At 59.9% G+C, this 16,065-nt stretch carries 14 protein-coding genes and 1 pseudogene; all 15 read right to left on the reverse strand.

Annotation, left to right across the window (positions count from 1 at the left end):
• Positions 1-23: 23 nt before the first annotated feature.
• The 15 genes and pseudogenes from P6U23_RS32190 to P6U23_RS32260 all read right to left on the reverse strand — a co-directional run bounded on the left by P6U23_RS32190 (position 24) and on the right by P6U23_RS32260 (position 15,880).
• Positions 24-569 carry a DUF4863 family protein gene (locus P6U23_RS32190; protein ID WP_407176370.1) on the reverse strand — a complete coding sequence of 182 codons (546 nt, stop codon included), beginning with the start codon at positions 567-569 and terminating at the stop codon, positions 24-26.
• Between the two features lie 22 nt (positions 570-591).
• Positions 592-1,272 (reverse strand): nitroreductase, encoded by a 681-nt coding sequence (locus tag P6U23_RS32195; protein ID WP_407176371.1) that lies wholly within the window; start codon positions 1,270-1,272, stop codon positions 592-594.
• A 100-nt stretch (positions 1,273-1,372) separates the two neighbouring features.
• Positions 1,373-2,014, reverse strand: a complete 642-nt coding sequence (locus P6U23_RS32200) for an HD domain-containing protein (RefSeq protein ID WP_407176372.1) — start codon at positions 2,012-2,014, stop codon at positions 1,373-1,375.
• A gap of 183 nt (positions 2,015-2,197) precedes the next feature.
• Entirely contained in the window at positions 2,198-3,172 is a 975-nt protein-coding gene (locus P6U23_RS32205) for a GlxA family transcriptional regulator (RefSeq protein WP_407176373.1), read from the reverse strand.
• A gap of 222 nt (positions 3,173-3,394) precedes the next feature.
• Positions 3,395-3,817 (reverse strand): cupin domain-containing protein, encoded by a 423-nt coding sequence (locus P6U23_RS32210; RefSeq protein ID WP_407181657.1) that lies wholly within the window; start codon positions 3,815-3,817, stop codon positions 3,395-3,397.
• Positions 3,818-3,966: 149 nt separating this feature from the next.
• Positions 3,967-5,235 carry an MFS transporter gene (locus tag P6U23_RS32215; protein ID WP_407176374.1) on the reverse strand — a complete coding sequence of 423 codons (1,269 nt, stop codon included), beginning with the start codon at positions 5,233-5,235 and terminating at the stop codon, positions 3,967-3,969.
• The gene (locus tag P6U23_RS32220) at positions 5,228-5,899 is read right to left on the reverse strand and encodes an HD domain-containing protein (protein ID WP_407176375.1); all 672 of its coding nucleotides are present in this window, start codon (positions 5,897-5,899) and stop codon (positions 5,228-5,230) included. The genes P6U23_RS32215 and P6U23_RS32220 overlap by 8 nt, the downstream gene beginning before the upstream one ends.
• 72 nt (positions 5,900-5,971) lie before the next feature.
• Positions 5,972-6,961, reverse strand: a complete 990-nt coding sequence (locus tag P6U23_RS32225) for an NADP-dependent oxidoreductase (RefSeq protein WP_407176376.1) — start codon at positions 6,959-6,961, stop codon at positions 5,972-5,974.
• Between the two features lie 114 nt (positions 6,962-7,075).
• Entirely contained in the window at positions 7,076-8,554 is a 1,479-nt protein-coding gene (locus tag P6U23_RS32230; protein ID WP_407176377.1) for a metal ABC transporter permease, read from the reverse strand.
• Positions 8,555-8,585: 31 nt separating this feature from the next.
• On the reverse strand, positions 8,586-9,425 hold the full coding sequence (locus P6U23_RS32235) for a metal ABC transporter substrate-binding protein (RefSeq protein ID WP_407176378.1): 840 nt from the start codon (positions 9,423-9,425) through the stop codon (positions 8,586-8,588).
• Positions 9,426-9,535: 110 nt separating this feature from the next.
• Positions 9,536-10,876, reverse strand: a complete 1,341-nt coding sequence (locus P6U23_RS32240; RefSeq protein WP_407176379.1) for an acetamidase/formamidase family protein — start codon at positions 10,874-10,876, stop codon at positions 9,536-9,538.
• Between the two features lie 157 nt (positions 10,877-11,033).
• Positions 11,034-11,552 carry a cupin domain-containing protein gene (locus P6U23_RS32245; RefSeq protein ID WP_407176380.1) on the reverse strand — a complete coding sequence of 173 codons (519 nt, stop codon included), beginning with the start codon at positions 11,550-11,552 and terminating at the stop codon, positions 11,034-11,036.
• 287 nt (positions 11,553-11,839) lie between these two features.
• On the reverse strand, positions 11,840-12,955 hold the full coding sequence (locus P6U23_RS32250; protein ID WP_407181658.1) for a PLP-dependent aminotransferase family protein: 1,116 nt from the start codon (positions 12,953-12,955) through the stop codon (positions 11,840-11,842).
• A gap of 165 nt (positions 12,956-13,120) precedes the next feature.
• Positions 13,121-13,375 (reverse strand): annotated as a pseudogene (locus P6U23_RS32255) (GntR family transcriptional regulator); the annotation flags it as partial.
• A 1,095-nt stretch (positions 13,376-14,470) separates the two neighbouring features.
• Positions 14,471-15,880, reverse strand: coding sequence for a DUF2130 domain-containing protein (locus tag P6U23_RS32260; RefSeq protein ID WP_407176381.1), 1,410 nt, complete (start codon positions 15,878-15,880; stop codon positions 14,471-14,473).
• Positions 15,881-16,065 lie beyond the last annotated feature (185 nt).

Genomic DNA, 16,065 nt, shown 5'->3' on the forward strand with positions numbered 1-16,065 from the left:
TATCGAGCCACCTCGGAGCTCCGTTACCGATCAGACGGAGCCTTGAAATCGTATGAAATGCGTCCAGCCGGCAGGTAGAACAGAGCGATCACCGCCCCGCCCCTGACCTCGGGATAGTGCCTGCTGCCCGGATCCGGCGCCGTCCAGCCCGGTCCTTGCCAGCCCTGCAATCCCTTCAACTCCGCGCCCTTGTTCAAGGGCACCACGAGGTTGAGTTCGCCATAGGGGTGGCCGTGATACTGTCCGCGCAATACGTCGTGATCGTCTTCGTCCTTGAAGCGGTGCGGATCGGCGCTGTTCATGTACACGGCGGTGATGCTGAACTGGAACGTTTCGGGAGTGGGCTCCAGGATGCGGCTGCGCCGGTAATTCGGGCCGTCCACCTCCTGGTTTGCCGCCCATCCCTCCTCGACGCCGATTTTGATCAGGCGAGCCAGATCCTGGTAGAGCGCGCTGTTTTCGCCGTATGTCTCGTTAAGCCAACGTTCCATCTCGGCGCCAGGCGTCATGTCCTTGACTTCCCGGAGAAACGGAATGCTGCGCTGAATCAGTTCTTCTCGGCTTCCCATGGTGATCTCTCCTCGTCGGCTATTACGTTTCGAATCCTACGAACGTGGCGAACTCATCAATGTCCGCCCGCGGCATCAATCTATCCGGCCGCTCAACCTTGGCTTTCCCGACCGAGATACCGCACACCACCATCTGCTCTGCCGGAATTGACAGCAGCGGGCGCAAAATTCGATGGTATTTCGCGAACGTCTCCTGCGGACAGGACTGAAGCCCGCGTCCCGCCGCCGCGAGCATCACGTTCTGCACGAACATTCCGAGGTCGAGCCAGCTTCCGACTTCCAGGCGACGATCGATGGTCACGATCAATCCGACCGGTGCGCCGAAGAATGTGTAGTTCTTGGCGGTTTGTCTGCTCCTCGCCTCGAGATCGATTTGAGCAATTCCGAGCGATCCGTAGAACAACCGACCAAATTCTTGCCGCCGTTTGAGGTACGGGTCGGGTAAGTCGCCGGCGTAGTATTTGTATTCCGAGACGTGCTCGTCTCGCGAGTTTTCGTGCGCGTTCAACAGCGCCGTCGAGACTCTGTCCTTGGCCGCGCCAGCCAGCACGTAGACGTGCCAAGGCTGGATGTTCGCACCGCTGGGGGCGAACCGCGCGATACGGAGAATCTGCTCAATTGTGCGTCGCGGGACTGGAGCGTTGCAAAACTCGCGGCACGCAAACCGCCCGGCCAAGATCTGATCGATCGGGCTCTGCGCCACGACATCTCCCTCACCCGTGCCGGTGGCGGCTCGTTCAGGACCGGACATGCTCGTACGGCTGGTATCCATCTCGGCCTCCTCGGCTCGGAGCAACGAGCGCTCAGTGCGGCCAGGCTGAGCCAAGGATGATCGAGCAGAAGTTCTGACGGACATAGTTCATGTCCTTCAGCGCCAGGACGTCGGCCTTCACATTTCCGAATGTCGTCAGCGGCTTCTTGATGATGCCGTTGGCGAAGTGATCGATGATGTTCTCCTTGAAATTTGTCTCGCGCGGATGATGGACGCAGACATGGTCGCGCTGTTCATGCGTGAAGTCGTGATAGGCGATGCCGAGCACGTCCATCTCCACACCGGCGGTCACCAGCGCGATGGTCGGGCGCATATGCTCGGGGATCCCCGGCGTGGTGTGGAGCGCGATGGCAGTCCAGACGTCCTCGATGTCACGCTCGGGCACGCCGTAGCTTTTCATGAATTTGCGGGCGGCATTGGCGCCGTCGACCTCGAAACGCAAATCGGGGCTCGAATATTTCTCGGTGAGGCCCATGTCGTGGAACATGGCGCCGAGGTAAAGCAGTTCCGGGTCGTATTTCAGCCCGCGGCGCTCGCCCGTGAGCGCGCCCCACAGGAAGACACGGCGACTATGGTTGTAGAGCAGGTCGTCTTCGCTATCGCGCACGAGCTGCGTGGCGGCGCGCGCGATGGCGCTGTCAGGCACGCGGATGCCGGCGATGATCTCGGACATGGAGCAATCTCCTCGGTTGGATAACGGACTGGTTGCTTGTCGGGATTAGGCAACAGAGCCCTGCTCCGGACAACAGGCGGGATGCTACGGATCAGGACAGCCGTACGTCGTTTCGTGACAAAGGGCCGCTCGGAGCCTTCAGGACATAGGAGCCCGCAGTCTCGTGCTCGGATAGCTCGCGAACTATTCCGGTTCTGCTCGCCGGAAGCTGGCGCGATATTGGACAGGGGTCACGCCGAGACGAGTGCTGAAGACGATCCTCATCCGGTCCGCCGATCCGAAGCCGCAATCGAAGGCAATGGCCTTCAGCGGTCGGTCGCTCGCTTCCAGCATCATGCGCGCGGCATCAACGCGGGCGCGCTCGATGAATTCGTGCGGTGTGGTCCCGGTCACCTGCCCGAAATGCCGGGCCAGATTCCGGGGGCTCATTCCAACGACGGCGGCAAGCGACTCCAGCGTATGGCGATCCCCAATGTTCGCCATGACGTGGTCCTGGATGCGTGCGATGGGCGATTCCGGATCGGCAGGTGCCGTGAGATAGGGACTGAACTGCGATTGTCCGCCCTGGCGCTGGGCAACCACGACCAAACGCTTGGCGACCTTGAGCGCCGTTTCCGCGCCGTGCCGCTGCCCGACGAGCGCCAAGCCCAGATCTATCCCCGCCGTCACACCCGCCGCGGTGATCAGCCGTCCATCGCGCACATAGATCAAGTCCGGTTCGACTTTTGCCTTCGGGAATCTCGCCGCCAGCGCCTGTGCATCCTGCCAATGGGTCGTCACACGCCGATCGTCGAGAAGGCCGGCATAGCCGAGCACAAAAGCCCCTGTGCAGATCGAGCCATAAACGCTCGAGCGCCACGGCAGCTCCTTGACCCACTGAAGCAGGCACGGTTCGGGCTCCGCTTCCGGTGGCGTCGGAGTGCCGGCCACCAGAACGATGTCGAAGCCGCCCGCCGCCTCCTCGAAGGTCAGGTCGGCGACCATGCGTATACCGTTCGACGCGCGCAGCGGATCGCGGTGAGCAGCAACCAATACGGTTTCGTAGCGATCCGCGCTGCCGAGAAACGTGTTCGCCTCGCTGAACACGTCCATCGGACCCGCCACGTCCAGGGCCTGAACCCCTTCACAGACGACGATCGCGACAGCTTGTACCGGCACCTGCTACTGCCTCTCCACCCTGGAGCCTTATTATGCAGGTAGTCCGGACCCTGTAAAAGGCCTGGCGCGATCCGGGAGGCAACAGAACGAACATCCGCGCATCCGGGATCAACCAGGGGCTATGGACTTCTACCGGTCGATTTTGCTCTCCCGGCGACCAACCAAGCGGCCTATGCAGGTCCAAAAAAGATCGTCACGGCCACAGGCGAATTTGTCGCGCCATTATTGTGATCCCGGCGCCTTGTCTGGCGTGGTCAAGGGCTCGTCCTTGGAATCCACAACGAAGACCGCCAGTAAGCTGGCGGACTCGTTGTCACTCGCGTTCTCACTGACCCTGTGATGTGAACCGGGCATTTCGTAAAAGCTTTCGCCTGCGTGATAGATCTTCGGGGGTTCCTCGCCGACTTGACTGCGGATCGCGCCGGACAGCACATAGGCGTAGATGAAGGCTGACGCTGCGTGGTGATGAGCGAGCGATTTGGCTCCGGGAGGATAAGTCACCGTCACAGCAACCAGCCGCTTTCCTTCGACATTCGGCAATGCGTGCGCGAAGGCGACTTTCACCTGCTCCCGGTCCTGCGCGATCGCCGGGGAGGCTCCCAGGGCGATCGCTGCTGCTATCAGCGGGACGGCGGCCGTCCGCAATGCTCCTCTCGCTGCTTTTGCAAACATACCTCGACGGTTTGATACGGCACCAATCCGATAGGCAAATCCACTGATCGACATCATCGCACCTCCTCTTCTAACGAGTTCACGCAACTGCTTGAAACCAGAACGCAGAGACGAACCGATGGTCATGGTGAAGCTTCCGATGAGAAGCCATCGCCGCCGCCATCACTTCGGCCTGATGTGCCGCTGCCGCTGAGCAGCACCGACAACAGAGCTGCCACAGCGAATCCCGCAGCTACCCAGCCGAGCCGCTCCACCGCGCCATTGGCAATGACCACAGCGCCCGCCGCGGCACCCATCGCGCTGCCGAGGTAGATGGCCGAGGAATTCATCGAGAGACTGATCGGCGCCAGTGCCGGAGCCAACGTCACCAGCCGCGCTTGTTGCGCCGTTATCAGCCCCCAACTGGCGAACCCCCAAATCAGGATGGCCGGCAGCAGGACAGGCATTGCCCGCGCCGGCTCGAGTGCCGCGCTAAGCGAGAAGGCAAGATAGGCCAGCAGGGCAAGCCCCCCACCAACGATCACGACACTGCGCGCGCCCCAACGGTCCGCCGCGCTGCCGCTGAGCTGGGTGCCGACTGCACTGGCCAGGCCAAAGCCTAACAGGACCGGCGCCAGTGCCTGCGGACCAAGGCCGCCGACGCCGGCTATGAACACACTGAGATAAGTGTAGACGGTAAAGGTGCCGGCCACGGTCAGCACGCTCGTCATCAGCACCCCGAGGATATCGCGGCGCTTGGCCAGCGCCAGACGCTCACCAAGGCCAGCCGTGACGCCAGGCAGTTGGCGCGGCAGCCGGATGAGAATCCCTAACAGCGAGAACACCGCCAGCCCCGCCACGCCGAAGAAGGTGGCGCGCCAACCGAAACCCTGCCCCACCAGTACGCCCAGCGGCACGCCAGCGATGATGGCCAAGGTCAACCCGGTGGTGATCGTGGACAGGGCACGGCCACGCCGCTCCGGACCGCCCAGCGCGGCGGCATATCCGCTGGCCGCCGGCATGAAGCTTGCTGCGGACAGGGCCAACAGCAGCCGCGCGGCCAACAGCCCGGCATAGCCCGGCGCCAGCGCAGCGAGCAGGTTGCCCAGGGCGAAGCCGCCCATGGCGACGACCAGCAGCCGACGCCGCTCCAGCCCGGCCGTCAAAACGGCCATGACCGGCGCGCCGATGGCATAAGCGAGGGAGAAGGCGGTGACCAGATGACCGGCGGCTGGCAATCCGACGTTCAGGTCTCGCGCCAGGGCCGGGAGCAGCCCGGCGATCATGAACCCCTCGGTGCCGATGGCAAAAGCGCCGAGGGTTAGCCAGATGAGAGAGGCCAGCGAGTCGGCGCCGGTAGCTTGTGCGCGACCGGGATCGAGCTCCTGGAGCACAGGATAGGTCCTAGTCATGATGGTGAGCCTTGTGCTGGGAATCCGGGAAGGGCGACGCAGCGATCAGGTCGCAGGCGTTGGGGCTCTTGAATCCCGGGATGAAACGTTCGCAGACAGCGGCGTTGACGGTGCCATACGTCGTCGCTGGCTTGTGCGCAAAACCGGCGAAATACTCCTGAATGAACCCTTCTTTGAAATTTGTGCGCGGGTACTTGGCGACGATTTCCTCGCGCAGCTCCGCCGGGAACTGATCGAACCCCACCCCGATGACATCGAGAAGAACACCGGAATTGAGGAGCGCGACTTCGGGACCCATGTACTTCGGGATGCCGGGAGTGGTGTGCAGCGCGATTGCTTCCCAGACGGTCTGCACCTGGTCTTCAGCGATGTTGTGGGTGCTGAGAAACTGCCGTGCGGCATTTGCGCCATCGACTTCGAAGCGCTCGTCTGGGCTCGAGAACTTCTTGATGAGACCGAGATCGTGAAAAGCGGCAGCTACGTAGAGGAGTTCGGAATCGAACCGCAGCTTTCTCTGCCGACCCTGCTCAGCTGCGAACAGGTAGACCCGGATAGAGTGATTGAAGAGCAGATCAGTGGAATGTTCGCGCAGGATCTCGGTAGCCTCTTTCGCGAGCAGAGAGTCGGGAATGATGAGAGCGTTGGAGAAATTCGGCGTGGTCATGATTGCATCCTTTCGAGAGTTGCTGTGGTGTTTGGCTGCGGATTTGGGGCAAGCTCCGGGAGGATTAGCCGATCAACTCGCTCCGACGTCGAGCACGATCTTTCCTTTCGGCTGAGGCCGCACGTGCTCCAGCATGAGATGAGCCTCGCGCGCATCCGCGAGAGGTAAGACTGCTCCGACGTTTGTTCGCAGCTTTCCACTATCGATTAGGCGAGCGATCATCGTCAGATATTGGCTCGTGACGTCGACCAAAAAGAAGCTGGCTTCAACACCGTAGCGCTTTGCAAGATCCTGATCCGGGCGGGACACTGCCGAGATCAACTTGCCGCCGCGACGAAGGACCTGGAACGAGCGGGTTTGGGTTTCGCCGCCGACCAGATCGATGACAGCGTCCGCGTCGCGTACTTCTTCCTCAAAGCGCTGCGTCCGGTAATCGACGACACGGTTTGCGCCGAGATCGCGCACCACCGAAATATCGCCCGTCGATGCGGTCACGACGGTTTGCAGACCCGCGTGATGGGCCAGTTGAACCGCATAGGATCCAACGTTGCCGGCCGCACCGTGAATAACCACCGTTTGACCTGCCTTGAGTTGGGCATGATCAAACAACGCCTGCCATGCCGTCACGGCAACAACAGGAACGGACGCGGCTTCAACGTGGGTTAGCGAGGTTGGCTTGTTCGAGACCATGCCGGCGGAGGCTAAAGCGTACTCGGCGTAGGCCCCGACAAACTGCGGATTCGTAACACCATAAACCTGATCTCCCACACGTAGTTCGGTGACTCCGGACCCCATCGCGACGATTTCGCCGGACAGATCCGAGCCTAGAGTGAGGGGGAGCGGTTGCGGCAAAGCGCTCTTGCCGGACCTGATCCACCCATCCCATGGGCCAACTCCAGCGGCCGCAACCTTGACCAGGACCTCGCCAGGACCTGGCTCGGGTCGCGGCACGCGCTCGAACTTCATGGTCTCCGGTGACCCAAACTCGTGCACGCGCCAGGCCATCATTGTTGAATGAGTTCGCTCTTCACCAACTTGAGGAACGATGCTGCTGGGGGTCATCTCATGCTCCTTGCGCTCAGTTCGTCATGCTTGCCGTCGACTGTTCGGGGCGATTGATGGGACGGGCTCATCCGTATGTCGCAAGGAGTCGCGCCCGGGACAACGAGCACGATCCTACGGATCAGGACAGCCGTACGTCGTTTTCTGACAACCGCCCGTCAGAGCCTTAGCGCCGGCAGACACAGTGCCGCCGTTGATGCTGCGACGGATCATAGCGTCTCCTGCCGACTCGGCCTTCTCTCCGCGTAGACGCCGAACTAAATCAGCAACGTGCAGGAAAGCTCGCAGGAACCTCAGGCACGCGGTCCGCGAACGAGCAGGATCGGCACGCCATTTGCCGGGCAGCAGGGTCAGGAGTCCGAGGAGGCTAGTTATCAGCAAAGGTAGCCCGACGCACCAGCGCTCGCGCTCGCGAGCACGGCCGGACGGCGACTTGACCACAAAATCATCGCCACGCGCCATTTCGTTGAAGGTCTGCTGGAAGGAGCCGATGCGGCGCACCTCCGTCTCGGAAAGGCCGTCCCCGCGCCATCGGGACTGCCGTTCCAATGTGGTCAGCTGACTTTCCTGCGAGCGCCGGTAGCCCGCATCTTTTAGCGCTTCAACGTAGACCGCTCGCTCCTGCACCGCCAGGAATGTCGCCGGACCGATGCCGGTAGCGGACTGTAACAGATCAAACATCGGCTGATCAGCACGCGGCATGATCATGAGCCAAATAGCGGAGAGCAACACAGTCATGAGAGTCATTGCAGAAGCCGCGCGAAGGAAAATGCGAATGCAGATCCGTCGGCCGCCTGCGGGGGCGAATATCAGTCCACGCAACACGGCCCCGATCACGAGCATCAGCGTGAAAGCAAGGGCCATTGAAGCGCCCGTCGGCAGCTCGAATTCAAATGACGCGGCCAGACCGACGGCACTGGCCGCAACGCCTCCAAGCCAACCGATTCCAAGCGCATAGGCGGTGCGGCGCGTGAACAACGAACCAGTGATTGCCGGGATAATCAAGAAGCAGAAGACTAGAAGCACTCCTGCAGTCGCTACCGAGCTCGTGACGACCACGCTGAAGGACGAATAGAACACGAAATCCCAGATCAGCGAGCGACCCGTCTTGCTATGTACCGCCTCGCTAGCGGCCAAGAGCGGTCGACGGGCCAGCCAATGAATGGCCCCGATGAACGCATAGAGGACCGCGAATTTAGGCAGGTCGCTTGCAGAGACGGCAAGGATGCTACCGACGAGTATTTGTTTCACATGCTCCGCACCCTGCGGCGAGCGGTCGACGACAACGATGGTCGTCGCGATAGCCACAACGTAGATGATGCCGATGTAAGCTTCGGGTTGAACCTCTTTGGGTATGACCCGGGAGGCCGTGAGCAGTGCGGCGCCGATGGCGGCGAACAGAAAGGTGTAGGCGATTCCCGCGGCGCTCGTCGGAGCGTGCCCGGCCGCAAATGCGACGGTAGCTCCAAGCGCTGACATCTGCGCCAGGGCAAGATCGTCGAACACAATGCCGCGCCTTAAAACATGCAGACCGAAGTTGGCATGTATCGCTACGAACAATGCGCTAGCTGCGAAAGGCGCTGCAAGTAGCATGATAAGATCATGAGACATCGCCGCGGCCGGATCACTGGCTGGCCGTCGCAAGCGTGCGCGCGAGGGCACCAACGTTAAAGTCCATGAGAGTTAGGTAGTCTCTTGCCTCCGGAACGCTGCCTACTGTTGGCGCGAGCACCACAAGAGGTACGCCGGTGCGTGCCGACAACATTTCGGAGAGGTTCTTCGGCTCATAAGCCTCTTGCAGGATGGCACGCGCGCCGCTTTGCCGCATTACTGCAATTAACGAGGAGAGATGCGCGACGCTCGGCGCGACCCCTTCCTTTGTTTCAATGAAGCCGATGAGGTTTAAGTGAGAGCGGCGCGCGAAATACGGCCAGCTGTTATGATAGGCGACCAAGGCCGTGCCGCGGTAGGGCGCCAGTTGCTGCATCCAGGCCACAATGCGCTCGTGCAGGGTCGCGAGAAATCGATTCCGGTTGGCCACGATGGTGTCACGAGCGGCGGGTATGAGCCCAATGATTCCCTCCGCTATGATTGCCGTCACGGCGTCCGCATTAGCAGGATCAAGCCAGTAGTGCGGATTCCCTAAACCGTGCGCATGACCATCCTCAGTGACGGGGTTTCGGCCTCTCACTTCCAGCACCGGGACTCCAGTCGACGCATCCACCGAACGCCTGCCCCCCGCCTGGAATTCCGGGCGATGCAGTTGAATTATCAACTTGTCAATCCAGAGATCATAGCCCAAGCCGACACGAACAATGAGATCGGCATCGCTTAGCGTCAAGAGATCGCTCACCCGAGGTTCGAATGCCTCCGGATCGGTCCCCGGCGGCACAATGGTCTTGACCTCAACGACGTCACCACCGACTGCGGAAGCGAGGCTTGCAACATCGCTTGTTGTAGCCACCACGACTATCCGCGCGGAGGCAAAAGCTGCATGCATCGATGCGGACATAACGCAGAGCGCGACAATTGCGATTAGTCGTGCTCGGCTCGCCATAACCATGAGCGCGCTCGCTAGTGCTTCCCCCACAAGCTTTTTGGCGTCAGACAGTGCACTTCACGGTCGGAACGTTCAGGAGAACCAAGCCGACAGTCCATGGCTATGCTCGCGAGCGAATAGGCGTCAAGTGGTGTTAGATGCTTCTCGGTTGCCAGCTTGTCGACCATGGCCATCGAAGCCGTATCCATCGCTTTGTTCAAATCAGCATCTTTGGCATACGTGACAAGGTAATCCGGGTTGTCCTCGCGGGGCAGCTGTGGCACCGGTGCGTTCGTCGCCTTGGGAATCATGCAGTATGTCCCTTTGAGAACATTGATGACTTCGGAAATGCGACAGTCCCAATTTGCTATCATCAGCTTTCGCGCAACCTCGGACGACACTTTGCTCTGTTCAGCGATAAGTTCGGTCGTTTGCTCCTGCAGCAAATTAAACGCGACGTTGAGATCCCGGTCGTATCCGATAGCGATCCAATGCGTGGGTGTCTCAATGCGAGGCCAAGTCAGCTTGATGTCTTTGAGCACCGAAATCGTGAGATCGAGCTCCCTGAACGCTGTCTCGATGGCTGTCAGATTGATCTCGCCGTTACCCTGCCCCGCGTGAGAATCCCCCGACCAAAGCAACGCTCCATCGACGAATACCGGGAGGTAGAGCGTCGTACCTGAGACCATCTCGTTGATATCGAGATTCCCACCAAAGGGGCCCGGAGGCACAGTGCTGTAGGGGCCAGGTGCCGCACGAGCAACGGCGATGATGCCAGGAAATGGTCGCAACGGAACGAAGATGCCGGGCGCGAATTCCAGCTGCTGCTTGGCAATATCCAAATAGAAATATTTTACCTGACCTTGAGAAAACCGGCTAGGAAACGCGCCTCCAAAGCCAGGATAATTAAAATTCAAGGCGTATGACGTCGGCACTATTCGACCGATATGGATCTTCAGGGTATCGCCGGGTTTGGCGCCTTCGACATAAATCGGCCCGGTAATTGAGTGAGGGCCTCGACCCGGCGATTCCGCCTGTTCCGATTTCGCGCGCTGCGTCATTTGCTCGATCGAAAGGTCCAGCATGACTTGTTGATGCCCGTGGATCAACGTCTCCATTGCCACCGTATCGCCCGATCGGATGCGGAGCACTGGACGCTGAGAGTTGTCATACCATCCGAACTGAGTCGTATCAGCTGTCCCGGGAAGCCTTATCGCTGCACCACCGGTTGAGCGCGCCACGGACGCTATAGCGTCGCCAGGCGGCTTGATCGGCTCGGCGCTCTGCGCGGCAGCACCAGACGACGCGAGTCCTACAACGATTAGCATTGGTGCCGCGCGCGCCACCAGCCTGGCCGCAAGAGTGCCATAAGTCATCCCTCTCCCCCTATGTAGCTCTGCTTAAGTTTCTGAATTCTCGGCCGTTGGCGATACATCGCACCGCCGAGATTGACGAACGCGCTCCTTCCCAAAAGCTGCTGGACCTCTGGCGTCCTGTGGCTGAAAGCAATTCGAAAGACCTGATTCGCGCTTGTTATTTGTCGAACGTTGTAAGCTCGGCGCCATCATTCGCCACGAAAACAACCAACATGCTCGCTGGTTCGGTCTTGCTTGCATTCTCGCTAATCACGTGGTGCTCGCCTGGAGGCTCGAACACGCTTTCGCCGGCCTGGTAGATCTTCACGTCTTCCCCTTCGACTTGCGACCGGATTTCTCCGGAGAGTACGTAGGCGAAGACGTCCGCGTCATGGTGATGCGCTTTGGAAGCGCCGCCGGGCGGGTAATTTACAATGACCGCGGTCAGAACCTTGTTTTTGATGTCTGGCAGCTTTTCGGTGCGCACCTGCGTGACCGAGCGCCCCCGAGCTGGCGTGTTCGCGTTTTGCGACAACGCGGCGGTCGCCGCGAGAACGATTGCAGTCGTAAGACCAGCAAGGTGAGTCTTCCTACGGAAAGAAAAGGATAACATCGTGATCGGCTTTCTCTCAAACAGGATGTAAGGCCGCTCGCCAGGCGCAGATCGTTGCGGCTTGACCAGCTCGATTCTCAGCACGATGCGAGGAGCGCGCTGAACGCATTTGCGAGAACGTCATGGACGTCTGAGGTTTAGTACTGCCTGCAACGCAGGCCATGGCCAAGAATAGCCAAAAGAACCAGACCAAGTGCTGGCTCGGTTGGTACACGGCGGCGCAGACCGACAATGGTTCAGTCCACGCAAACAACATTTCGACGGGCGCCGCGGCAGCAGGTTGAATCTATTCGCAACACCAGCGCACTGTGATCGCGTCGGCGGGCGAGCCTGGCTAAGTTATGCTGAATAAGGAGACGCAATAGGCGCTGCTATGCGACCCGAGAGGGTCGGGCGGCCTTTAGGCGGCCTCCGCACGCCGACTTGAAAAGGGCGCGTTTCAATCGTTGCGTTGCATCTTGGGCTGTGTCGGCGGGAACATTTGTGAACCCCAACAGCAAGCCCGGGCCAGTTCTGGTGCGTAAACCCATTGGGGATAGCGCGTTTATCGCCAATCCCAGCGCTCGGGCCCGATTGGCTAAAGCAACGTCATCAGCATCTGCAGGCAGATGCAACACCAGGTGAGTGCTTCCCGTTTCCGCTACGTGAATCGAATCGCCCAGGCCGCTTTTCAACGCTTCGACGAGGGCAAGCTTCCGCTCGCTATACAATCTTCGCATCCGCGCCAGGTGGCGGCCCAGGTGGCCCTGAGTGATGAAATCGGAGACGACCATCTGATCGAGTAGCGACTGCTGTGTAGGCAACAGTGCTGATGCGCTCTCGAACTCGTCAGTCAGCGAAATCGGCGCAACCAGGTAGCCCAACCGCAGTCCGGGAAATAGAAGGTTGCTGAACGAACCGACATGCAGCACCCGCTCGGCTCCATCGTGGTGCTTGAGCGCGGGCAGCGAACGATCCGAATGATTGAAGTCGCCGTCATAGTCGTCGTTGACAATCCAGGCCTTCGCTGCGGTGGCCCAGGAGACCAACTGTGACCATCGATCGGCCGATAGTGCAATTCCTAGCGGAAACTGGGCTGCGGGCGTGACAAGAGCGAGGCGAGCTGCCGGAGCGAGTGCGATCCCGGCCGAAACGTCAATCCCATCGGCGTCAACAGGAACAGGGACGAGATCGACGCCGGCTAGTTCTAACGCATGACGCGCCGGCGGAAATCCCGGGTCTTCGACCCACATCTTATCGCCGGCCGCGAGCAAAGTCCGCCCGATCAATGTCAAGGCGCCCAGGAATCCCGCGGTAATAAACACCTGGGTTTCGCTGCATGAGATACCGCGAGAGATGGTCAAGCGATTCGCTATTGCCTGCCGCAAGGGCGCATAGCCACTTGCACCCTGGTAGACCATTTTGGAAAACGAGAGAGATCGCGCATGACCCGCCGCCAGCCGTGACCACAGCTTGCGTGGAAATGCATCGAGTGCCGGCAGGCCCATCTGGAAAAGCCGCGGAGCTCGAGCAGCTTCCGAAGCTAGCCCGGGCAGCAACGGGCGCGGCGGCCGAGCCGGCCGCCGCGGAGTTTCGCCGACAGGACAGGATCCGATACGCGTGCCTGCGGCTCCTCGGCGGATCACAAACCCCTCGCCGGCGAGGATGCTGTATGCAAGCTCGACCGTCGTGCGAGAAACCGAGAGCTGGGACGCCAAGCTGCGTGAGGATGGCAGTTGTGTTCCTGGTGGCAGAGACCCCGTCGCGATCGCTCGTTTGATGCGGACGCAGAGTTGCTTGTGAAGGGGCATATTTTTTTGAGGATCTACCCTTAGACTGACGACCTTCGGCTCCGGCATGCGTCTGTCCATGAACTGCTCGCTTTGAATGCTCTTGGTCCGCGTACCCTGAAAGTGGCTGCGCCACATGCATCATAATGCGCGACCGTCAAACAACATGCAATATTATGCAGGGACGGGCTACCCCTGCTCGATCTCTCGACGAAGGTCCGAACGGGAAAGCCGCAAATGGTTTTGCCGAGGCCATTGCGACCTTGCGCTTGGTCGCGCCGACGCTCAACTCTCACTGGCAAGGCACGTCTCAACAGCCCTGAGGATAGGCTCCTACAGGCATAGCTGCCTAGGCAACGCCTCCGAAGCCGATAGCTTGCCCTAACGAGTCTGCTCGACCAATCGCTCGTGATCTCCTTCGGACGCGCGCGACACGGTGCTCGAAGGCAGGATCGTATCGGTCGGCGGCTAGCACGGGTTCGGCAAAACGCCCCGAGTGTCGATCAAGCTCGTCGCCGGCCATGGCATCGAAGGCGACGCGCATTTCGGCCAATTCGTGCAACACCGTTATCTCGCACGCCACAAATCCAGAGCGCCCAATCTCCGTCAGTCCACCTGATTGGTCGCGAACTGTTCGACTTGCTGCGGGCCGATGGTTACGAGGCCGTGCCCGGCGAATTCGGCGAGAGCATCACCACGGCTGGTGAAACTCGAGAGCCTTCCGCTCGACACGGAGCTCCGGAAACGGAGCTACGGTTAGCATCCGCCTTACCGGCTCGATCGCTCCCCGTCCGGACCAAAGGGGTGCCTATTGACCGACAGGTCCTGCCCTTCATGGCCGGCGTCATGGGGTTTGCATCCCGCGCACTGACCTGCATCACTATCCGAGCTCGCGGCCGGGCTGGACGGCTTTCCCAGAAGAGCGGTGGGAAGTGCAACTGTCTGTGCGGTAGACAGCGGGACCGGCAGCTCGTCACCGTAGTTATTCGTTGCGAGCATTGGGTCGCCTCCCGAAAATTGCAGGTTACCCAATCTCCTTGGTCATCCAGTTAGAGGAGCGGTGATCCGTTAGTCGATCGGGCCCCGTACTTGCCTACTGCGCACAGCGTCAAACCGCATTACTGATAAGTTTTTGTTAGAAACCTTATCAGTGCAATAACAGGTCCGTTGCGACCACTGATCGGTCACTCACAATCTGACGTCACGTAGGTTCTGCCTGATCTGGCCTAGAAATCACTCCGCTGCTTCAGCGGCGTGGCTTTTGAGCTCCGCAAATTTCGCTGCCATCGTCGGATTGGACCGAGTCAGCTTCTTGATCGTCACGTCTTGCGCCTTGTCGTTCGCAAGGCGCAAATTTCGATCGGCGCCTATTAACGCGTCCTTCGTCTTTTGGAGATGATCGATGGACTTGTCGATTTCATTAATCGCCGTCTGGTAGTGCCTGGAGGCCAGATCGTAGTTCTTCGAGAACGCGGTCTTGAACGTCTCGAGCTGGTTTTCAAACTGGGTGATGTCAATATTTTGCGCCTTCACAAGCGCCAGCTCGGTCTTGTACTTGAGCGAGTTGGTCGCCGCATTCCGCAGAAGCGTAATCATTGGCAGGAAGAACTGCGGCCGGATGACATACATTTTCGGATAGCGGTGGAAGACGTCCACGATGCCGGCGTTGTAGAGTTCGTTGTCCGGCTCAAGCAATGAGACCAGGATGGCATACTCGCAGCCCTTCTCGTTCCGGTCCCGATCGAGCTCCTTGAGGAAGTCCTCATTCTTGCTCTTCGTTGCGGTTCTGTCGCATTCGTTCTTCATCTCGAACATGATCGAGATGATCTCGGTGCCGGCATCGTCCGAGTCCCGGAAGATGTAATCGCCCTTGCTGCCGGTCCGAGCGTCGTTGTCCTTCTCAAAATACGCCCGCGGAAAGGCCATCGACCGCACCCGGTTGAACTCGGTTTCGCAGTGCTGTTCGAGGGTCTCGCCGACCATCTTGGTCGACAGGCGGGCCTTCATGTCCTTCAGGCGCTCGATTGCCTCGTCGCGATCCTTGATCTGCGTTTCGTACTTGTCCTTCAGCGACTGTTCGGAGAGCTGCTTTTCAAGCTGCACCTGCTTGACGCCGTTCTTCAGCTCGTCGCGCTCTTTCTCGATGATGCCGACCGCCTCAGTCACGGCGAGCTTCTTCTGAAGCTCAGCAGCCTCAAGCTTGGCCTTCAGCTCCTGAATTTCCTTTTCCTTGGCGGCGGTGATCTTGTGCTGCTCGGTGGCAAGGAGCGCTTCAGCAAGCTCCGAGGCTGCTTTCTTCTCGCGCTCAGCCTCGGCCAGCGCGTTTGCAAGCCTGTCACGCTCCTTCTCTACGGCGTTGAGCGCTTCGGTGACGGCAAGCTTCTGAGCGACCTCACTCCCCTCAAGCTTGGACTTCAACTCCAGGATCTCGGCGTCCTTGGCGGCCGCCGTCTTTTGCAGATCGTTGCTCACCTGGGCCTTGGCCAATTCCACAGCGCTCTGCTTATCATGCTCGGCTAATTCCAGCCGTTCGTGGAGCTGCTCTGCAAAATCGGCGTCACGAACCTGCTTCAAAATATCCGCGTAACCGGACTCGTCGATCTTAAAGGCCTTGTCACAGTGGGGACAGATGATCTCGTGCATGGTTCCTGTCCGGATCGGGGCGGCTGCTGTTGTCATTCAAAACATGGGCTGACGGCTGACAGAATCGCCCTGCCGCCATGAGAACAAAATTAGAACAAGGAACTTTGGAGGGTCAAGGCGGAAGCAGCGGATTTGCGCATTGTGACCTGAGAATCCCCCGGTTTTCCGATGAAAGCCCGTGGCTT

The sequence above is a fragment of the Bradyrhizobium sp. STM 3562 genome (genome assembly GCF_045571435.1).
Classification (GTDB): Bacteria; Pseudomonadota; Alphaproteobacteria; order Rhizobiales; family Xanthobacteraceae; genus Bradyrhizobium.